This is a genomic window from Rhodococcus sp. KBW08 (genome assembly GCF_003852455.1).
GTDB classification, from domain to species: Bacteria; Actinomycetota; Actinomycetes; order Mycobacteriales; family Mycobacteriaceae; genus Rhodococcus_F; species Rhodococcus_F baikonurensis.
The window spans coordinates 418,042-438,408 of sequence record NZ_QAJJ01000017.1 but is presented as its reverse complement, the minus strand read 5'-3'; the positions used below and the strand labels follow the sequence as shown (position 1 = coordinate 438,408).

Here is a 20,367-nt window from a genome sequence, read left to right as displayed (position 1 = left end):
CACGGCCTGTTGGCACCGCATCGGAGGATCTCTTCGATGCGGTGCTCGGGCCGTATTTTGTTGTCTACGAGAGGGTGTTGTCCTCAGGTTTTGAAGGTGGTGTTCGCCGGCCGCGGGTGCCGCTGCGGGTCGATCGAGGGCGGTGGGATGAACCAGGGTTTGTTGTCGACCCCGATCCGGATCTCCCACTTCCCGACGAACCCGGATTTGCGGTGCATCAGCCGGTGATGCGAACGGCACAGCAAGACAAGATTGTTCATCACCGTCGGACCACCGTTCGCCCAGTGCCGAATATGGTGCGCATCCGTCCACGCCGGAACACACGTACAGCCGGGGAACGCGCAGCCCTTGTCGCGGGCGATCAACGCCACTCTCTGTTCGGCGGTGACCAACCGCTTTCCGGGTTTCGCATCGAGCGGCGCGCCGTGATCATCGAGTAGGACAGTGGACAGGAAGCAGTCGCACCCGAGAAGCCTGGTCTGCGATACCGACAGTGGTCCCAGCCAGGGCATGTGCCCCACATCGAGATCCGACACAGACCCACCACCATCAGTGGGTGTCGTGGCGCAATCCTGGTGCTCGGCCAGATCCCGGGCATTGATGTGCACGTTCACGTGCGGCCGCTGGCCGCCATCCATGCCGGTCTTGGCGCAGTCCAGGTACCGGCGGATCAGTTCGGTGAACCCGTCCGCGGTCCGCTTCGCCGCCGACCGAGCATCGGGGGTTCCGTCGGGTGCCGGGGTGGGCATCGTCAGATTCGACAACGCCGACAGCAGCATTTCGTCGGTGAGGGCGTCGAAATCGCCACGCACCACCACCCGACCATTCAGCGTCGACGCGATGCGGAGTTCGTTGCAGTCGACGTCTTCGGCGGGTGGAATCTCATCGGATTCGAAGATTCGCTCCAACGTCGCGATGACGTTCCGCACCTTCGTCGTCGTTGCTTCCACACCCGACGCTGCAGCCAACAACAAATCGATACAGCGAGGCATCGCCTCGTCCGGCATCCCCTTCGGCGGCGATTCACAAAACGCCACGATCAACACGGCGTGCTCGAACGAACAATCCCCGCAATCGAACCGGGCTGCCACTGCCGGAAACGGCCGCAGCGCAACACCAAGGGCGGCGATCTTCTTCCCGTCCCGAACTTGCAGCATCGTGTTCGACGCCAACCACGCACCGACCCCGCGGCTGGCGATCACCTGATCATCCGGGCGCAACGAGAGCTCGTCGACCACTGCCACCCGAATGGCCTCGAGACGCAGAATCTCCGCGCTCGCGGACACGGCAGCCTCACGTAGCTCCGCAGCCGTCAACTGCCACAGGCGTCCGCGTAACCCCACCGCAGAGCCCGACACCACATCCGATGACAGAACATTCATTGAATCCCCCGATCCCCACCCCCAACAATACTCGAACACCAGTTCGAGTCAATATGCTTTTCGCCGTTAATTTACGATCGCTGGATGTTCACGTTGACTACCGAACGCCTCGTCCTTCGAGACTTCACACTCGGGGATGAAGATGCCGTCCATCAGTACGCCTCCGACCCCGTCGTCTGTAGATATGTGGATTGGGGTCCGAACACCCTGGCAGTGACCAGGGAATTCCTGGCCGACGCGACATTGGAAGCCGCGGGCGTCGAGCGTCGATCATTCACCCTGGCGATCACGTCGAAGGTCGACGGAACGGTCATCGGTTCGGTAGCTGTGTGGGAAGTATCCGCCGCGCACCGGCGGGCGGAACTAGGTTTTGTCGTGAACCCGAAGTTCCAGGGGCAGGGTTATGCGTCCGAAGCGGGGAGCGCGGTTCTGGAACTCGCGTTTGCTCGACTCGGAGCGCAACGCGTGCAGGCAACGTGTCGTCCGGAGAACTCGGCGTCGGCATCGGTACTCACCAAAATCGGAATGGTGGAGGAGGGGCGGATGAGGGCGCACATGGTTATCCGGGGGACTGTGGTGGATTCGTTGCTTTTCGCCGCTGTTCAGCCAGAGATCGCCTCAGCTGACTTTGCGTGACCTTCCCGGACCCTGGTGCGATACTCGAATCATGTTCGAGGATGCCTTGCTCATCGACGCGGCCGGCCGGCCCACCATGCGGCATCACCAGGCCTTTTCTCGGGACTGGGACCGCATCAAGAAGTGGTCCGACAACATTTACATGCCCTACACGGTGACGCCGATCGGAAGTCGGTTGAAGCCGGCTTCGGACATGTACTCCGCGGCGGTCGGCAAGATCGACGTCACCAGATTCTGTTACGGAATTCCGGTCTCCGTCGCTGAATGTTCGCCTGAAGCCGGAAACATTCTGGTCCTGACGACGATCAGAGGCAACGGTCGACATGCTCTTGGCCGGGGCGCTGCGGCGAATACCGGAGTGGGGGAGACCTTTGTCGCAGACTGCAGTCGGACCGACTATTTCGTCGAATTCGACGAGGACCATCTGCAGCTGAATCTCACTGTGCCGCATCAGCTTGTCGCTGACCATGCCCTGCAGTGGTACGGGACAGTTCCCGACGACCGTCTCTGGCGGCACAAGTGCACCATCGGCGGGCGTGGCTCGAGTTGGCTCGCATTGATGGACTACGTTGTTCGCGCGATCGCAGAGTCGCCCGACGCGATGTCGGGCGAAAGGCTCGGTGCCAGGGTTCAAGAACTCATTACGGCTCAGCTTCTCGACGAGTGGGCGACGCAGGCCGGGTTGCAGCTCGGCGTCGACGTCGCTTCTGCCGAACCGGCCTACGTGCGATCGGCGGAGGAGTACATCGATACCTTCGCTCGCTCGGTGCCGACGGCATCGGAGATCGCGGCTGCGGTGGGTGTCAGTGTCCGGGCGCTCACCGCGGGATTTCGACGGTACCGAGACACCACGCCGGGGCAACGATTGCGCGCGCGCCGGCTGGAGGGGGTACGCAGCGAACTGTTGCGTTCCGATGGGAAAACCGTCTCGGAAATCGCCAACGCCTGGGGCTACGTCAATCTGGGCATGTTTGCGGCCGCCTACCGGAAACGGTTCGGAGAGTTGCCTTCCGAGACTCGGAACCCACTCCGAGGGCAGTTGTTTGAACGGTCATGACGATCGGTTTACGCACTGGATGAACTGCCACGATCCGTTGTTTCGTGTCGGAGCAGTCTGCAAGGATTGAAATCGAACGTGACAGCTATCCAACGAGCTAGGAGTACGTCATGGCAACTCGACTTAATCCGTACATCAGCTTCAACGGCAATGCCCGAGAAGCGTTGGAGTTCTACAAGGGCATTTTCGGTGGCACGCTGGCGCTGAGCACGTTCGGTGAATTCGGCAATCCCGGCGAAGGCGGGGACAAGATCATGCACGGAATGCTCGAAACCGATCAGGGATACACCCTGATGGGTGCCGACACTCCGCCCGGCATGCCGTACAACCCCGGCGACAACATCACAGTCAGCCTCAGTGGCGACGACGGCGATGTGCTGCGCGGGTACTGGGAGCAGTTGTCGGGAACGGGTACGGTCAGCGTTCCGCTCGAGAAGCAGATGTGGGGAGACGAATTCGGCTCCTGTACAGACAAATTCGGCATTTCTTGGTTGGTGAATATCGGAGCGCCCCAGAGCTGATTCCAGGCTCTGCCCGGTTCTGCCGAAACGAGACAGTTTTCCTGCCGTTTCGAGGCAGAATCGGGTGTGTGATCGCCGTTACATTCTGTTCGACAAGACAAGTTGCAAGTCGGATGGAGAAATGCAGTGACGATCGAAGATATTGCGCGGAAGCCCCTTTCGAAGCAGCGCCTCGACGACGTGCTGGCGCGAGCAACTCAGGGGGCCGATCGCGTCCCGGGTGTGGTTGCGATGATCACGGATCGAGAAGGCAACATCTACGAGGGTGCTGCGGGTGAGCGGACACTAGGTTACGGCGTTCCGATGACCCTCGATACAACCTTGGCGCTCTTCTCCACAACCAAGGCGATCACCGGTACTGCTGTCCTGCAATGTGTGGAGGAGGGGTTGCTCGATCTCGATGCACCTGCAGCGACCTATGTTCCGGACATCGGTGAGCTGAAGGTCCTGGACGGTTTCGACGCCGGCGGAAACCCTGTTCTTCGGGAACCCAAGCGCGACATCACCACTCGCATGTTGCTCCTGCACACTGCAGGGTTCGGCTACGACTTCTTCAACGAGTCGTACAATCGGCTCTCACAGGAACATGGGCAGCCCAGCGTGATCACGTGCAGCAAAGCGGCGCTCACGACACCGCTGCTCTTCGACCCGGGTGAGAAGTGGGAGTACGGCACCAACATCGACTGGGCCGGACAGGTCGTCGAGTCTATTCGAGGTCAACGACTCGGCGATGTCATGCGCGAGCGCATCTTCGAACCGCTCGAGATGACGGATACGGCATTCACGATGAGCCCGTCGATGAAGGATCGACTTGCACCGATCCATCAGCGCGAGAGCGACGGAAGCCTCACTCCGCTCATTGGATTCGAGCTTCCGGCCGAACCCGAGGTGCACATGGGTGGTCACGGTTTGCACGGCACTGTCGGCGACTACATGAAGTTCATTCGTATGTGGCTGAACGACGGCGTGGGCACTTCGGGTCGCGTGTTGTCGTCGGAGACGGTAGCTGCAGCCGTTCAGAACGGGCTCGAAGGCCAGCACGTGGGGTTGTTGCCCGGAGTTCTCCCGACACTGTCCAACGATGCGGAATTCTTCCCCGGTGTACCCAAGGGATGGGCATACTCCTTCATGACCAATGAAGAGGTGGCACCCACCGGTAGGCCGGCCGGATCGCTGGCTTGGGCGGGTCTGGCCAACCTCTATTACTGGATCGACCGGCAGACCGGCGTCGGAGGGTTCTGGGCAACGCAGATTCTGCCGTTCGCGGACGCTGGATCCATCAACGGATACCTGGAGTTCGAGACCGCCGTTTACCGGTGATCGGCTAGATTCCCGCTGTCCGGGATCGACTGTTTCTTTCGGGCGGGTTCGGAGTACGCATGCAGTACAGCGCACGCTGGCATACGACGAACTAGGAGACGGCATGAACAGCCTCGAAGGCAGCTTCGAAGGAAAAGTTGCACTGATCACCGGCGCCGCACGCGGTCAGGGGCGCGCCCACGCTATCGCATTCGCGGAGCGTGGCGCGGACATCGTGATCTGCGATCGGTGCGAGAACAGTGATGTCGTCGCCTACCCCCTCGCAACCGAGGAGGACCTGAAGGAAACCGTTCGTTTGGTGGAAGCCACTGGCCGCCGGTGTATTGCAGTCAAGGCCGACACGGCTGATCGCCAAGCAATGGACGCGCTCGTTGCCCGCGCGGAATCCGAATTCGGCCGCATCGACATTGCAGTCGCGAATGCCGGTGTGTCTGTGCCCGCTCCGATCACGTCGATGACGTCGGCACAGTGGAACGAAGTCATTTCGTCGAACCTGACCGGTGTGTTCAATACCGTTGCGGCCGTGTCAGGTGGAATGGCGGAACGTGGCTACGGTCGCATCATCACGATCTCCTCGATGATGGGTCGATCCGGTGGCACCCAGATGGCGGCGTACGGCGCCTCCAAATGGGGCGTCATCGGTTTGACGAAGAGCGTCTCACTCGAACTGGCCAACTCGGGTGTGACCGTGAATGCTATTGCACCGGGAAATATCTCGACGCCGATGATTCACAACGACATGATGTACGCAATGATGCGGCCTGACCTCGAATCGCCGACGGCAGACGACGTCGAACCTGTGTACGCGACTCTGCACGCGCAGCCGATCGGTTGGCTGGATCCCTTCGAGATCACGCGAGTAGTCCTGTTCCTCGCCGCCGACGCGAGTGCCCACATGAGTGGCATCGTGGTTCCGGTCGACGCCGGAGTAGCCGCTCGCTCGAACGCTTGACGGACAAGACTGTTCGCGCGAAAGCGCAGACCGGGTGGGTCGTCGGCGTCCTGAGTCTGAGCGGTGTGGTGGTCGCGCTGCAACAGACCCTGGTGGTGCCGGTCCTGCCTGCGTTCGCGACGGCATCGGGAGTTTCGTCGGCCACCGCCTCCTGGCTGGTGACCTCGACGTTGCTGACCGGTGCCGTCGCGACCCCTCTCATCGGCCGGCTTGCCGACATGTTCGGCAAGCGGGCGATGATGCTCGTCTGCCTTGCCGTGATGATCGTCGGCTGCATGGTTGCGGCGCTCAGTCAGAGTTTCTGGCTCCTGATCCTCGGACGTTCGTTGCAGGGCTTCGCGACGGCGCTTCTGCCCGTCGGAATCAGCATCATGCGCGATGTCCTTCCTCCGGAAAAGCTCAGTGGTGCAGTCGCGCTCATGAGTGCGACCCTGGGGATCGGCGGCATGTTCGGCATGCCGATGGCCGGGGTGATCTCGGCGCACTGGGGACTACCCGCGCTCTTCTGGGTCACTGGTGGATTCGGGGTTGTACTGATAGTCGTCTTGCCGCTGGTGGTGCCGGAATCGGCTGTGAAGAGTCGCGGACGCTTCGACTTTCTAGGAGCCACAGTCCTCACACTCGCCATGACGGCATTGTTGCTGGCTGTCTCGAAGGGAACCGAATGGGGATGGGCAAGCCCCGAGGTTCTGGTTCTGATCGCGTCCGGTGTGGTCTTGCTCTGTGGATGGATTCCGTGGGAACTGCACACGCCGGCACCGTTGGTCGACCTGCGGACTTCCCTTCGTGCTCCGATTCTGGTCTCGAATGTCTGCGCAGTATTACTCGGTTTTGCCATGTTCATCAGCGCGTTGGCGGCAACACAGGAACTTCAGTTGCCCCTGGCGTCGGCGGACGGTCTCGGACTCTCGGCCGCCGAAGCCGGACTCGCGATGATGCCGGGGGGCATCCTGATGATCGGGTTGGCACCGGTGTCGTCGAAAGTGACGAGACGATGGGGAGCGAAGGCGACGTTGGCCTCGGGTGCGATCGTCATTGCAATCGGATATGTCTTGCGTGTGCTGTTGGCGCCGACGTTGGTCAATATCGTGATCGGCGCTGCCGTGGTATCGGCCGGTGTGGCATTTTCCCTGGCCGCCATGCCGACCCTGATCACCGAATGTGCACCGATCCATCAGACTGCCTCGGCCAACGGATTCAACAGCCTGCTCCGATCGGTCGGTACCTCCACCGGAAGCGCCGTTGCGGCAGCGGTATTGGCCAGTTCGACGGTGGTGATCGGTGCGAGCACTGTGCCGACTCTCCATTCGTTCGCGGTCTTGTACTGGATCGGAGCGGGCGTATCGGCGCTGGCCGCCGCGGTGACGTTGGCGGTGAGGGTGGAGCGGACGGGGGCGGTATCGCTGCCCGAGTTACCAATTGCAGCTGAAACCGACGGCGCAACGAAGATCGGGTGAGTCGACGGACTTACCCGATCTTCGTCACCGTTATCTCCGACTGGAATCGACCAGGTACTCGAGATTCTGGTTGTACGGTGTGGCTGTCACCGATGTGTGAGAGCTGACTTTCGCGACTTCCGTCGCACCGCGAACGACTGTGGTTTTGACAGCACCAACCTTCAACGGTGCTATGCAGCTGCTCATCCCGGCCGGGGCATTGCAGGTGGTTGTCGTGGTTCCGACCGTCACTTTGACGACCGCAGGCGCGGTCAAGAAGGAAAGGACTTCGACGGTATCGCGAGCGGGGGATGACCATTGGCGCAGTATCATAGGGGCAGCAGAGCGATTGACGGGGACCGCGGAGACCAGCTGATTGCGATAGACGAGATACGCGGTGTCACGGACAATTGCAGGTGAGGCGCCGGTGCGGAAGGTGTACAACCCGTAGGAACTCATGTCGAGCAACGCGCGTCCGTGGCCGACGCTGGGCGCGAACGACGTTCCCTCGCTGTAGTCGTTCCAGGTGACGAGTTGTACCCATTCGCTGTTGGACGCAATCGCGATCTGCCACATGTTCTGCAGGTTCTGTGAATTCTGTGCCTCGTCGTAGATCGACTGACTTGGACGAACATCTTGGAAGGCGACTGGTTGCATCCATATCTTTCCCAAGGAGTGAGCGGCGGCGGCAAGTCCCATCGGAGAGTTCGGGTTCGATCCCGAGAGCGGGTTTCCTGCCGGATTTCGGTTACCCCAATTCGACATCCCGTAGCTGATCGATGCAAAAGAATTCCGGTTGGCTGCGGCGTCGAGGAAAACCGGAACAAATGCCACATTTATTCCGTAAGAATTCTTCATAATGCTGATGAACTCCGACCACCAGCCCGCAGTCTTGTTCTCGGCAAGGAATGGAGATATCACGAGCCGTCCGTCGTTCAATTTGAACGATGATGCCATGGTCGAATAAGGTTTCATCTCTGCTGCCATTTGAGCTGCGGTCATGTTTTTGAACGCGCCGTTCATATCAGGCATGAGCATGATCTTGAAATTCGGATCGACTGCCGCGGCCGCTTTGATCAGGGCGGTGGGCACGGTGGAACCCCACCAACTGGTGTCGGTTGCCTTGGCGATGATGTCGACGGAGAATCCGTCGATGCCCGCGGCGATTGCCGAACGAACTTCGTTTTCGAGGTCGCGTTGGCGCCACTGAGCATCGGCGATGGGTTGCCGCGGTGTCGGCCGGTCACGGAGGAATCCTCCGTAGCGAACGTGCTTGTTGTTCTCGCCGTTGACCGTAAGATATTGCGTCGCATAGTAATCGCTGGACGGATTCGCATTGTCGATCGATACCGGATAGGGCGGGAAGTAGTGAGCGAAGACCAACTTTCCGTTGAGTGCTGACTTGTGTGGAATGTCGAAGGGCAGCGCTGCAGATTCAGGATTCGCGGAGAGCGAGGTCGGCGTGTACGTCGGCGCGGAGCGTGATTGTGTGTTGTATGCGGCGATCAGTGCAGCCACGACAATCACGGCCAATGTGAAGCAGATGGTTTCGAAGGAATATTCCGCCGTTTTTCGGATCCACGGAGTTCGGATGTATCGAGTTCTGATACTCATGCCACAGTCAGCCTTTCTTGATCCCCCGAAGTGTGATTCGTCCCCGCATGCACTGAATCGGTGATTCAATTCTTTTCGGCCTCTGCCTGATTCTGAATTCGAGATTTGACACCATATGTCAACCGTCATCGGCCCGAGTGTCACTTGCTGTACGAGTGTAACGCTGCCGCACCCATCGTGAATACCCGAAAGTGGCCTTGGTTCAAGAATTTCGGGTTTTTCTTTCCGGTGTATATCCGTCGAAAGGTTGGTGAAATTTTTCGGCTGTATTGGACAGGACTGGGACGTGTGCTCTGTTCCGTACCTCGTGACCGAAAGGCACCGGCGAAACCAGGGAGGTGATTGCAGCCCGGCATCTGACGAAATTTCCTGGAATGTGTCGGCCTCCTGGGTCACACTGGGGAACGGACTACCGACGGACAACCGACGCGGGAGGGCTCATGGCCGAAGCGATAGTGGCCGAGGGGTTGGTCAAGAAGTACGGCGACGTCACGGCACTGGACGGTATCGACCTGGAAGTGCGCGAGGGTTCAGTGATGGCACTGTTGGGTCCCAACGGTGCCGGAAAAACCACCGCGGTAAGGATATTCACGACGCTGCTCATTCCGGACGGTGGTCGCGCCGAGGTTGCCGGGCTGGACGTGGTCGAGGATGCGCGGGCGTTGCGGTCGAAGATAGGTGCTTCTGGCCAATATGCCGCGGTCGACGAGTACCTGACGGGCTACGAGAATCTGGACATGGTTGGGAGGCTGTATCACCTCGGCGCCCGCAGCAGTAAGGCCCGAGCGCGTGAATTGCTCGAGCAGTTCGATCTTGTCGAGGCCGGAGATCGGCCGGTCAAGGGCTATTCCGGTGGAATGCGGCGACGTCTCGATCTCGCGGGCGCATTGGTCGCTCGGCCGCAGGTGTTGTTTCTGGACGAGCCGACCACCGGCCTCGATCCTCGGGCGCGACTCGGTCTCTGGGATGTCATCGAAGGGTTGGTGGCGCAGGGGACAACACTGTTGCTCACGACGCAATACATGGAAGAAGCAGAGAGGCTGGCCGACCAGATCGCGGTCATCGACCGCGGCTCGGTCATCGCGCGCGGTACCGCAGATCAGTTGAAGGCGCGGGTCGGGGGTGAGCGCATCGAACTGAGCGTGCACGAGGTCGAACATCTCGACATCGTGCGAGAGGAATTGCGCTCGCTTGCCGTGGGGGACATTCAGGTTCAAGAGAATGTCCGTCGCGTCACTGTTCCTGTCGACGACGGCACCGATGCCTTGGTTGCGGCGCTCAATCTTCTGTCGGCACGCGGCATCCGGGTGTTCGACGTCGGACTTCGCAGACCCACCCTCGACGATGTCTTCCTCACACTGACCGGGCACCAGGCTGAACTGGAGGATCAGAAATGACCGTGCAGATGGCGCTCGAAGACGGTTTGACCATCGCCAGGCGAAACTTGATCAAGATCAAGCGCGTTCCGGATCTGCTGGTGTTCACCACGTTGTCGCCGATCATGTTCGTGCTCTTGTTCGCTTACGTGTTCGGCAGCGCGATCTCTGTCCCGGGCACGTCGTATCGAGAATTCCTGATTGCCGGAATCTTCACGCAGACAGTCATATTCGGTGCCACCTGGACTGGTCTGGGGATGGTCGAAGACATCCAGAAAGGAATCATCGACAGATTTCGATCGCTGCCCATGGCTCCGTCTGCCGTGCTCACCGGCCGAACGTCGAGTGACGTGTTGATCAACGTCATCAGCTTGGTGGTCATGTCGTTGACCGGTCTTCTGGTGGGGTGGCGCATTCATTCCAGCTTCCTCGAGGCGGTGGCAGGCTATGCGCTGCTGCTGTTCTTCGCGTACGCGTTGTCATGGGTCATGGCTGTCGTCGGGCTGTGGATCCGGACGCCGGAGGTCTTCAACAACGCGAGCTTCATCGTCATCTTTCCGCTGTCGTTCATCGCGAACACTTTTGTGGAGACCACCAACCTTCCCGGGCCGCTCAAAGTGATCGCCGAATGGAATCCGGTGTCGGCGGTGACGCAGGCGGTCCGTGAATTGTTCGGCAATACCAATCCTGCGATGACAGTTCCGGATGCGTGGCCACTGCAGAACCCGGTCATCGCGTCGTTGTTGTGGACTTTCGGTTTGCTGATCGTCTTCGTGCCGTTCGCTATTCGTCGGTATCAGAAGGCAGTCAGCCGCTGACCTGGTGGTTCCGGCCGGTAGGGTGGGTATGTGCCGGAGCCCGAACGCATCGACAAACGCAGCCTGAGATATGCCGGGCGACGTGAGGAGTTGCTCGACGCGCTGACCCGCTACGTTATCGACAACGGTGTCGGGGAACTGACGGTGAGGCAGCTCGCCAAGGCCGTGGGTGTGTCGCATGCGTCGTTGCTCAACCATTTCGAGAGTAAGGAGAATCTGCTCTCCGAGGTCATCGAGAACATGCGTGGTGAGTCCATTCCGATTGCGGTCCCGATGAAACCGGGGGTCGATCCGGCGACAGTGCTGACCGCGTGGTGGACCGAACGTACGACGCCGGAGGTCCTGCCGCGGTTCCGAGTGATGGTCGAGATCTACGCCCTCGCGCTCGGTGATCGTGAACGCTACGGACGGTTCCTGGATCGATTCGTGGGCGATTGGATCGAGGCACTGGAAGCCGGTCTACGGCAAGCGGGCTGCCCCGAGGACGATGTTGCCTCTGTCGCTACTCTGTTGCTCTCGCAAATGCGGGGTCTGTCGATGGATCTTCTGGCCACGGGGGACCGGGCACGCGTCGATCGTGCGTTCGGGCTTTTTGTCGACGGCTTTGCCGCCCGCGCTCGGGAGTGGTCCACGCCTTCATGATCCGATCGCCTTCAACACTGACCGATCACCACAGTTGACGCGGTCTCACTGTAGGTTGCTACCCGCGTGAGAAACCCTCCCCGAGTGAAGGTTTCGACGGTCATCTCGACCTGCTCCGTGCTTGTCTCGACGAGCAGATGACCGCCCGGTCGTAGCCACGGCACAGCATCGGCGATGATGCGACGCTGTAGGTCCAGGCCGTCGGCGCCGCCGTCCAACGAGACGTGCGGTTCGTGAAGTCGCGCTTCGGGCGGCATCAGCCGGATCGAGTCTGTGGGGACGTAGGGCGCATTGGCGACGACGACGTCGACACGACCTCGTAATGCCGTCGGCAGTGGGCCGTACAGATCGCCTTCGAGAACACGCTCGGGCGGTGTGATGTTCTGACGAGCGCAGCGAACGGCGGCCGGTTCGATGTCCACCGCGTAGAGATCGACAGCATCGATCATCGCCTGCACGAAGGCCCCGACAGCTCCTGAACCACAACACATGTCGATGACGACGCTTCCCGCACCGACGAGTGCGCAGGCCTGGCGGGCGAGGAGTTCGGTGCGTCGGCGGGGGACGAATACTCCAGGGTCGATGTGGATGCGTAGTCCGCAGAATTCTGCCCAGCCGATGACAGGCTCGAGTGGTTCGCCGGCAAATCGTCGATCGATCATCGCGTCGAGTTCGTCGCGAGAGCGTGCAGTGTGGAGAAGGAGGCGAGCTTCGTCTTCGGCGAACACACAGCCTGCCGCTCGGAGGATCGCGGCCACCGAATTCTGCTGCGACGGGGGGAACGTCGGGAGATCAGGCGCTGACATGAGAGAGCCCTTCGGCCTCCTGAACTCGCGGGGGACCTGCATGTATAGAACACCGCCACCTTACCGGAGCAGTCGCGTGACAACGGGAAATGTGGAGCGGGAATTTAGGTTGACCAATTGGTAAGGCTGTTCTAAGGTCTGAACTCGATCGGCTGGCTGATGTGGGGCTGATCGCCACATACGGCACTGTCAACGCAATCGGTAGGAGAAGGCACGTGAGCAAGCGGCTGTGTAGAACGCTCGTCGGATTGGGTGCGAGCGCGTTGGTGGCGTTGACCGTCACCGCACCGGCCGCGGCGGAATCGAAGAATGCCCCCGGCGCCGTGGTGGGCCAGGAGTCGCTCGGTGCGGATCGGGTCATCCCGGGTGCTGTGAGCGCAACGAAGGTGACGTACTGGTCCACGGGCCCGAAGGATGCACCGATGACGAGTAGCGGTGTGGTGTATCGCCCCGAGGGGACTCCGCCCGAGGGTGGTTGGCCGGTCATCTCCTACGCGCACGGAACGGTGGGTGTCGCGGATCAGTGCGCGCCGAGCAATAGCGTTCCGCTCGAGCGGACCGCGACGCATCTGGGGCACTGGCTGGAACAGGGATACGCGGTGGTGACCACCGACTACGTGGGACTCGGAACACCCGGTGTTCACCCGTATCTCGACGGTCGTTCCGCTGCGCACAGCGTCGTGGACATGGTGCGTGCCGCTCGTGCGGTCGACGGTGACTTGTCGAGCGAATGGGTTGCGATGGGGCAGTCGCAGGGCGGGCAGGCGACTATGTTCACCGCTTCGCTTGCCACTGATTACGCGCCGGAGTTGGACTACCGCGGCGCAGTCGCCACTGGTGTCCCCTCGAACATCGAGAATCTCCTACCGCTCGGCGGTCCGGCCTTCCCGGCGCTTCCGCTCAAGGGTACGACGGTCTACATCGCGAACGTTCTTGACGGACTGCGTGCTTCGAGGCCGGACATCGACATCGACTCGTATCTGACCCCGCTCGGCAAGACCATCCTCGACGATGTCGAGAACAACATGTGCTACACCGAGGCGCGCACGAAGTACGGAACCGTCACGCTCGGGCAGGTGCTGACGAAGTCGCTGGACAATCCGGTATTCATGGAGGCTGCACGTGAACTGCTCACTGTGCCGACCGCAGGATACGACCGCCCGTTTTTCATCGGTCAGGGGTTGTCGGACATCGATGTTCCGGCACCGCTGACACTGAAGTTCGCGGCTGACCTCGCTGCAAACGGTGTGGACTTTGCATTCCATACCTATCCCACTGATCATCTGGGAACCGTTCCAGCTTCGGTTCCAGACAGCACTCCCTTTGTTGCGGCACTGTTTTCCGGTCAACGACCATGCACCGGAAGCCTCTGCTGAACAACGTCTTTCAGTTGGCGTGAACTCCGTGCAGGTAGATGTCGATCGGGATCCTGAGCTGCCGAACGGTTTCGGTGGAGCGAGGATCTCGGCTGCGTGATCCGAGGCAGTAATCGAAGATCAAGCCCTCCAGAAGGCTCAGGAAATTGGCGGCAGCGACGTCGGGATCGTCAACGCCGATGGTTTCGAAGATGGGTATTGCCTTCTCCAGCGAAAACAGACTTCCTTCGAGGAGTTGGTGCAATGTCGAATCTCGGGGAGTCTCCAGGAGCAGTGCATATCGCGCGATCAATTCGTTTCGGCGTTGCGAGAGAAGATCGTCGAGATACTCGGCCGTCAGGGTGGCAGGGTCTCCGTGGCTTTCGAGTAGTCCACTGAAAGTGGAACGCGATCGTTGCACGATGTGCAGTGCGGTCGCTTCGAGAAGTGCCTCGCGAGTGCGGAAATAGTAGGACGTCGAACCGGCGGGAAGTTCCAGGGACTGATCAACCGCCCGATGGGTGAGTGCACGCGGGCCCTGCTCGGCGATGATCGTGACGGCGGATGCCGCGATGAGAGCTCTGCGGTCGGGCTTCATGTCGTTCCTTGCTGCTGATGGTGCGTCGTGAGGGTCACATTGACTCGATTTGCTTTCGATCACTAGCCTCGACTCTACAGACGTAGAGGAGTCTAATGCTACTGGACGAAGAGCAGTTGGCGGCACGTGAAGCTCTCGATGCCCTGCGGGTCCGGATATCCGGCGGTGAGACCGGGGGCGGGATCTATCTCTGGGGAAGCGTCGGCCGCGGGAAGACGATGCTCATGGACGAGTTCTACGACAGCATCCCAGTCGGCAAGCGGCGCATTCACTTTCATCGGTTCTTTGCAGACCTGCACGCACGGGCGCACGAACTCGGGTCGATGGGTTCGGCGTTGGACCACGTCGTAGACGGAATCCGTGTGCTCTGCTTCGACGAGTTCCACATCGACGACGTTGCCGACGCAATGTTCATGGCAAGGGTTCTCGACACAATCGTCGCGAAAGGTGTGACTGTTGTTGTCACGTCCAATGTCCCGCCGACCGAGCTTCTTCCGAATCCGCTTTTTCACGAGCAGTTCGTTCCGTCGATCGAGTTGATCGAGTTGACTCTCGAGGTGATCGAGTTGGGTGGCTCTATCGACTACCGGACCGCAGGACAACCAAGTGCCGGGGACTACCGTTTTGCGACAGGAGAATTCCTCGTCGACTCGGAAATTGTGAGGCCGTCGAGTGAGGGTGTCGAATTGACGATCGGTACACGCACATTGGCGTGCTCGGCGATTCGAGATGGTGTCGTGTGGTTCGATTTCGCGGTGCTGTGCGGCGGTTCGACCTCGGCCGCCGACTACCTCGAGCTTGCCTCTCGCTTCGACGACTGGGTGATCTTCGGGGTCCCAGTTCTCGAAGAAGCATCGGAATTTGCAGTCCGCCGCTTCGGTAACGTCGTCGATGTTCTGTACGACGTCGATGCGCGGCTGACGGTGTATGCCGACGCTTGCGTCGAAGAAGTAGCAGGCAGCCTCCGGGACGTGCCCGGGTTGGCGCGCCTCTACAGTCGTCTGTCGCTACTGGCGAGGACGGAGACGGACAGCGTTGGTTCAGGGAGCAGCATCAATTCCAGGTGAGATCGCCGGTCGCAGCGCTGGGCGTGAGCCCGAACATGCTGTGGCAGATGCGGTTGAGATGGGCGCTGTCGGTGAAACCGGCCTCGTGGGCACTGGTTGTCAGACTTGCGCCACTGCTCATAACTTCCATGGCGCGCCGTAGCCGCAACCAACGGATGTACGTCGAAAAGCTCATCTGCAGTTGATCGTTGAAGATTCTTCCCAAGCGTCCGGACGAGATGGAGACCCGCGCGGCGGTGTCCGCCAGCGTGATCGGCCCCGAAAGGCGCTCGGGCAGTATCGTCAGAGCATGTTCGAGCGCAGGGTGAAGATCACGTAGGTTCGACGGCTGTTTGCCTCCGGACAGTGAATCGACGAGCCTCGCTGCGTATTCCAGATCAGAATCATCGCCACGGTCGGTCATCGCCACGGCCGTCCGTCCACGATTCGACCATTCGGCCACACCGCCGAGGTCGGATTCAGGCGGCTGGATGCGTCGGCCCATCCCGATAGTGGAATCGACATAGATCGCCCGTCCTCGCGCGCCTTCCGAGGCGGACAACGAGTGCACCGCCCCTGACGGAATGACCACGGATCGCACGACTTCCCTGTGGCCGTTCCCGTCCGTGACCGTGACCACCCCGTCGTCGACGATCATGATCTGAACAGCGGCATGCGCATGCGTGTGTGCTGACCCGACGGCTCCGGCGAACATGAGAATGCCGGGCTGCATGTGGACGTCACCGGACCAGGTCATGCCGGAAATCATAGTGACGACCCTGACAGACCTCGGGGGCCGGTCATCCTCCGGTAGGACCGTGGGCAGTTCGAAGATCGTGCGCTGGGCCGATGTGTCGGCGAGGGGTTTCGCGAGAGGCTGTATTCATGAACAACGCACAATCACCCGCAGTCTTGTCGGTCCACTCGCTGGGCAAGTCGTACGGCAATGTTCCGGTGCTCCGTGGTGTGTCGCTGGAAGTCCGTGCGGGCACTGCCACGGCGATCATGGGGCCGTCAGGATCGGGTAAGTCGACGCTGCTGCACTGCATGTCAGGAATCGTGAAACCTGACTCAGGCGCAATCATGTTGGGCGGTAGACATATCGAAAACCTCGGTGAGAACGATCGAAGTCGACTGCGGCGTGAGTCCTACGGGTTCGTCTTCCAGTCGGGTCAGCTGTTGCCGGAGCTTCCGGCGATCGAGAACGTCGCTTTGCCTTTGGTGCTCAACGGTTTGTCCATCGCGGAAGCGAAGAGGACGGCGCACGGTTTCTTCGCACCTTTGGGTCTGGAGGGATTGCAGGACCGGCGCCCAGGTCAGATGTCGGGAGGACAATCCCAACGTGTCGCGATCGCCCGAGCGTTGGTGACCAAACCTGCAGTTCTGTTCGCGGACGAGCCGACCGGTGCCCTCGACGCACAGACAAGCTGGGAAGTGATGAGAGTGTTGCGTGATTCTGCGCAACAGATCGGTTCGGCATTGGTCGTCGTCACTCACGACGCCGAGGTCGCTCGCTGGTGTGATCGTACGATGACGATGCAGGCCGGTTCGCTCGTCGGGACACAGGTGGCGGCATGAAGGCCACAGCGCGTGTCGCCTTGATGACGGTGCGAGGCGAGGGACGAAAGACGTTGAGTACCTTCGCGCTCCCCGTATCGGCCTTTGCCGCGTCGACCACCTTGCTGCTCACGGTTCTCGGTGGTTACGGTGCCTTTGCCGGCAGAACGAGTGAACCCGAGTCGGAGGCCTATCTTGCGCTCGCGGGGGTTGCGTCGGTGCTGATGATCGTCCCGGCGATCACTCTCGGTCTGGCGGCGGCCCGCTTGGGCGCCCGTCGCCGAGACGAACGTCTGGCCGCGCTGCGACTCATCGGATCCACACCTCGTCAGATTGTTGCGCTGTGCGCTGCGGAATCGGGTGTCCAGGGCTTGGCCGGTGCGTTGATCGGCGCGCTGGGGTACTTCCTCGCGTTGCCGCTCGTGGCGCTCTTGCGATTTCAAGGTCGCACCTTCGAGTGGGGTGAGCTGTGGGTCGGCGCAGTTCCTCTGGTGGGCATCGTATTCGGAATGACCGTACTGGCGGCTTTGACGTCGATGCTCGGGATGCGTCAGGTGTTCGTGAGTCCGTTGGGAGTCACGGCGGGCAATCCGAGTGCCGCGCCGAAGATGATCTTCGCTGTCGCGGGTGTCGGGGTTCTGTTGGGATGGAGTGCATTCGGTGGTGCCGCGGCGAGCATCGCGGCAATTCTGGTGGGACTTGGTCTCTGCTTCGGCGTTGTTGCGCTGGTCGGTCCGTTCGTCATCTCGTTGCTCGGACGGATCATGCTCCGATTCGCGAGGGACGGTGCGTCGTTGATCGCGGCACGTCGGGTCCTGGACAACCCGAAGGCCGTGTGGCGCACGGTCAGCGGTGTGACGATGGCAAGTTTTGTTGCCGCCGGCACGTCTTTGCTCGCAGCGATAGGCAACGGAGAGGGTCAGGAACTGCAACCGGGACAGGAATTCTTGTTCGCCGACATGAGAACCGGTGTGTTGTTCACGCTCGGAGCAACGTTCACGTTGGCAGCTGTCTCGTCTGCACTCACCCAGGTATCCGGGATCCTCGACAACCGCGAGCTCTATCGGAGTCTGACTCTGGCCGGCACACCTGTCGAGGTGATGGACAGTGCCCGTATGCGTCACGTTCGCACTCCCGTGATCGTAATGGCGCTGGCCGGCGCCGGCGCCGCACTGCTGTTCCTCTTCCCGCTGGCAGGGGCAGTCGTACTGACCACTCCGATGGCACTCGTTCAGTTGGGCCTCACCCTGGCGGTGGGGATTGCGTTGGTGTTGGCCAGTGCGTTCGCAGCCAAGCCCGTCATGCGGCGGGTACTCGCGGGCTGAATCTCGACCTTTGTCCGTCAGGTCTGTCTCCGGAACGGTTCCGCCAACTGGCCGAGGTAGTCGTCCGGGTAGTCGGGCTTGGCCGCCATTCCGAGATCGTCACTGCTGAAGCGCTTTTCCGGATCGAAAGAATAAGTGCGGAACAGGTGATCCCAGATCAGAGTGAACAAACCGAAGTTGACGTCACCGATTCCAGCCCACTTCAGGTGATGGAATCGGTGGCCGGCGTTGAGCGCGAGGATCGGACGGAGAGGGCCGATGCGGTAATCGGCGTTCGAATGCTGAAGCAGGAGTTGGACAGCGACGCAAACCGCGAGCGCCGAGGCAACTGGAACGGGCATCCCGAGGAGGATCAGTGGCAGGACGCCGCCGGCGGTTTCGAAAGTCTGATGCACGGGGTGCTTCATGAGTCCGTTCATACCGTAGAACCGTTCGAGGCTGTGATGAACCGCGTGGAAACGCCACAACCATCCAACCTTGTGGCTGATCAAATGCACTACGGTGATGCCGAAATCGGCAACCAACACTGCGAAGACAACCTGAACGACAAACGGAAGACCGCTCGGCCACAGACCGTCGAACGGAATCACCGCGGCCATCAACGGAATCACCGCGACGCTGACCAAGATGAGGGATTCGTTGACAAACGCATGGACAGCGTCGCGAAACCTGTCCGGTCCCGGGGCATTCCACGAAGATTCGTAGGGAAGCGCCCGTTCGGCGGCAAAAGAGCAGACCACTGCGAAGAGAATCAATGCCACCAGTGACCATTTCGGCGCGCCGGATGCCGCCAGCGCGATTGCGGCTCCGTTGATTCCCAAGAGCATGAACGGGACGTACCCGTATCTGACGATGAAGGTGAGCATGTGATCGATGGTGCTCGATGCGGTGGCTCTCGACTTGTACGAATCGGTCGACTTTCAGTCAGCCGAACAAGCGCTGTCGCGTTACTTCGTCAGCACGGTGGTGAGTGCAGCGGTCAGATACGGAGTGATGTTCTCGACGACCCGCGTCACGATCGCAGTGGCAATGTCAGCGGGTTGCAGAGGTACCGACGGTGTCTCCGGCAATGCCGGGGCAGCAGGCGGAGCGGGCTCGGACATCATCGGCGTATAGGTGTTGTGCTTCGTGAAGTAGCCGAAGACCGAATCCACGAACACCTCGGGAGCATCACGCGGCTTGGGCATGTTGCAGATGCCGTCACCCTCGATGCAGACTTCCCGTACTGCGATGTCGCCGAATCCGCCGCGTGCTCCGGACATCGTCGCTCCCGGAACGACATTGGGCACTACGGTTTCGATGCCCCCGGCCGAGTTGCGAGGGTCGGCGTAGAGGACGCCTTCGACTTGCGACTGCGGAATGGATCCGTCGCGTGCGATGTCACCGAGCACGTCGCCGGCAATCCGCGCTCCCTGCGAGTATCCGGTGACGACGATCTCGCTGCCCGGGCACTGAGCGTGGAATGCGTTGACTTCGGTGCGAAGTGTCTGGGCGCCGGCGGCAACACTCTGGTCGTACGTCTGATCGCCGAGCGGCCAGAAACTGGCGGGGTAGGTCACCGGCTTGGCGGCATAACCCTGGGCCACGTAGCGGTCGGTGATTGGTTGTGTCGTTTGTCCCGTCGGATCCCACGTTCCGCCGACCGCGAATACCGCACCGGCCGGGCACGACCCACCGTCATTCGGGTCCGCTCCGGCAGGCACCGACATCACAAGAGTCACCCCCGCTGTGACTGCAACCGTGCATGCCACTGACATCGCGTATTTCCTCATCGGGCAGGTCCCCATCTATCTACGTTCTCGTTCACTGGCGAGACAGCCCGCGGTCCGACGCGTTTCGTTCGGTACTGAAGAGAATGGTGATGGGGCGATAAGTCCTGGAGGTAATCCGTGCGTAAACAGGAAGTTGCCGACCGGCGCTGTTACT

The 20,367-nt window shown here is 60.8% G+C and carries 20 protein-coding genes; 13 read left to right on the top strand and 7 right to left on the bottom strand.

Features of this window, described 5'->3' with window-relative positions; translation table 11 throughout:
- Positions 1-83 precede the first annotated feature (83 nt).
- A complete protein-coding gene (locus tag DBV08_RS22635) occupies positions 84-1,382 on the bottom strand; it encodes an HNH endonuclease signature motif containing protein (protein WP_124568905.1) in 1,299 nt (432 codons plus the stop codon).
- An 84-nt stretch (positions 1,383-1,466) separates the two neighbouring features.
- Between DBV08_RS22635 and DBV08_RS22630 the strand changes: the two genes are divergently transcribed.
- The 6 genes from DBV08_RS22630 to DBV08_RS22605 all read left to right on the top strand — a co-directional run bounded on the left by DBV08_RS22630 (position 1,467) and on the right by DBV08_RS22605 (position 7,325).
- Positions 1,467-2,018, top strand: coding sequence for a GNAT family N-acetyltransferase (locus DBV08_RS22630; RefSeq protein WP_124568904.1), 552 nt, complete (start codon positions 1,467-1,469; stop codon positions 2,016-2,018).
- Positions 2,019-2,049: 31 nt separating this feature from the next.
- A complete protein-coding gene (locus DBV08_RS22625) occupies positions 2,050-3,075 on the top strand; it encodes a helix-turn-helix domain-containing protein (RefSeq protein WP_124568903.1) in 1,026 nt (341 codons plus the stop codon).
- A 110-nt stretch (positions 3,076-3,185) separates the two neighbouring features.
- Entirely contained in the window at positions 3,186-3,596 is a 411-nt protein-coding gene (locus tag DBV08_RS22620) for a VOC family protein (RefSeq protein ID WP_021332374.1), read from the top strand.
- A gap of 180 nt (positions 3,597-3,776) precedes the next feature.
- Positions 3,777-4,916, top strand: coding sequence for a serine hydrolase (locus tag DBV08_RS22615; protein ID WP_260395728.1), 1,140 nt, complete (start codon positions 3,777-3,779; stop codon positions 4,914-4,916).
- Between the two features lie 103 nt (positions 4,917-5,019).
- On the top strand, positions 5,020-5,868 hold the full coding sequence (locus tag DBV08_RS22610) for a mycofactocin-coupled SDR family oxidoreductase (RefSeq protein ID WP_095970912.1): 849 nt from the start codon (positions 5,020-5,022) through the stop codon (positions 5,866-5,868).
- Positions 5,865-7,325, top strand: a complete 1,461-nt coding sequence (locus tag DBV08_RS22605; RefSeq protein WP_124568901.1) for an MFS transporter — start codon at positions 5,865-5,867, stop codon at positions 7,323-7,325. Before DBV08_RS22610 ends, DBV08_RS22605 begins: the two co-directional genes overlap by 4 nt.
- A 30-nt stretch (positions 7,326-7,355) precedes the next feature.
- Here the strand turns inward: DBV08_RS22605 and DBV08_RS22600 are convergent, their stop codons facing one another.
- Complete coding sequence (locus DBV08_RS22600; protein WP_124568900.1) at positions 7,356-8,918, bottom strand: glycoside hydrolase family 71 protein; 1,563 nt, start codon at positions 8,916-8,918, stop codon at positions 7,356-7,358.
- Positions 8,919-9,358: 440 nt separating this feature from the next.
- Here DBV08_RS22600 and DBV08_RS22595 point away from each other — a divergent pair, with 440 nt between their 5' ends.
- The 3 genes from DBV08_RS22595 to DBV08_RS22585 are packed head-to-tail and all read left to right on the top strand — an operon-like array spanning position 9,359 to position 11,754.
- Positions 9,359-10,315: an ATP-binding cassette domain-containing protein gene (locus DBV08_RS22595; protein WP_095970915.1), complete on the top strand. Its 957-nt coding sequence runs from the start codon at positions 9,359-9,361 to the stop codon at positions 10,313-10,315.
- Entirely contained in the window at positions 10,312-11,112 is an 801-nt protein-coding gene (locus DBV08_RS22590) for an ABC transporter permease (protein ID WP_003945537.1), read from the top strand. The genes DBV08_RS22595 and DBV08_RS22590 overlap by 4 nt, the downstream gene beginning before the upstream one ends.
- A 30-nt stretch (positions 11,113-11,142) precedes the next feature.
- Entirely contained in the window at positions 11,143-11,754 is a 612-nt protein-coding gene (locus DBV08_RS22585) for a TetR/AcrR family transcriptional regulator (RefSeq protein ID WP_124568899.1), read from the top strand.
- Positions 11,755-11,765: 11 nt separating this feature from the next.
- Here DBV08_RS22585 and DBV08_RS22580 read toward each other — a convergent pair whose 3' ends face one another.
- Entirely contained in the window at positions 11,766-12,560 is a 795-nt protein-coding gene (locus tag DBV08_RS22580; protein ID WP_124568898.1) for a putative protein N(5)-glutamine methyltransferase, read from the bottom strand.
- Positions 12,561-12,775: 215 nt separating this feature from the next.
- Between DBV08_RS22580 and DBV08_RS22575 the strand changes: the two genes are divergently transcribed.
- Complete coding sequence (locus DBV08_RS22575) at positions 12,776-13,936, top strand: lipase family protein (protein ID WP_124568897.1); 1,161 nt, start codon at positions 12,776-12,778, stop codon at positions 13,934-13,936.
- A 10-nt stretch (positions 13,937-13,946) separates the two neighbouring features.
- On the opposite strand, the gene DBV08_RS22570 is transcribed toward DBV08_RS22575, so the two are convergent.
- Positions 13,947-14,513: a TetR/AcrR family transcriptional regulator gene (locus tag DBV08_RS22570; RefSeq protein ID WP_095970919.1), complete on the bottom strand. Its 567-nt coding sequence runs from the start codon at positions 14,511-14,513 to the stop codon at positions 13,947-13,949.
- 95 nt (positions 14,514-14,608) lie between these two features.
- On the opposite strand from DBV08_RS22570, the gene zapE reads away from it, so the two are divergent.
- Positions 14,609-15,580: a cell division protein ZapE gene (zapE, locus tag DBV08_RS22565; protein ID WP_124568896.1), complete on the top strand. Its 972-nt coding sequence runs from the start codon at positions 14,609-14,611 to the stop codon at positions 15,578-15,580.
- Here zapE and DBV08_RS22560 read toward each other — a convergent pair.
- A complete protein-coding gene (locus DBV08_RS22560; protein WP_124568895.1) occupies positions 15,567-16,316 on the bottom strand; it encodes an AraC family transcriptional regulator in 750 nt (249 codons plus the stop codon). The genes zapE and DBV08_RS22560 overlap by 14 nt on opposite strands.
- 128 nt (positions 16,317-16,444) lie before the next feature.
- Here DBV08_RS22560 and DBV08_RS22555 point away from each other — a divergent pair, with 128 nt between their 5' ends.
- Positions 16,445-17,137, top strand: a complete 693-nt coding sequence (locus tag DBV08_RS22555) for an ABC transporter ATP-binding protein (RefSeq protein WP_240952356.1) — start codon at positions 16,445-16,447, stop codon at positions 17,135-17,137.
- A complete protein-coding gene (locus tag DBV08_RS22550) occupies positions 17,134-18,441 on the top strand; it encodes an FtsX-like permease family protein (protein ID WP_124568894.1) in 1,308 nt (435 codons plus the stop codon). The genes DBV08_RS22555 and DBV08_RS22550 overlap by 4 nt, the downstream gene beginning before the upstream one ends.
- Positions 18,442-18,458: 17 nt before the next feature.
- On the opposite strand, the gene DBV08_RS22545 is transcribed toward DBV08_RS22550, so the two are convergent.
- Both DBV08_RS22545 and DBV08_RS22540 read right to left on the bottom strand, forming a co-directional pair.
- Complete coding sequence (locus DBV08_RS22545; RefSeq protein ID WP_124568893.1) at positions 18,459-19,307, bottom strand: sterol desaturase family protein; 849 nt, start codon at positions 19,305-19,307, stop codon at positions 18,459-18,461.
- 81 nt (positions 19,308-19,388) lie between these two features.
- Positions 19,389-20,198: a PE-PPE domain-containing protein gene (locus tag DBV08_RS22540; RefSeq protein WP_124568892.1), complete on the bottom strand. Its 810-nt coding sequence runs from the start codon at positions 20,196-20,198 to the stop codon at positions 19,389-19,391.
- Positions 20,199-20,367: the final 169 nt, after the last annotated feature.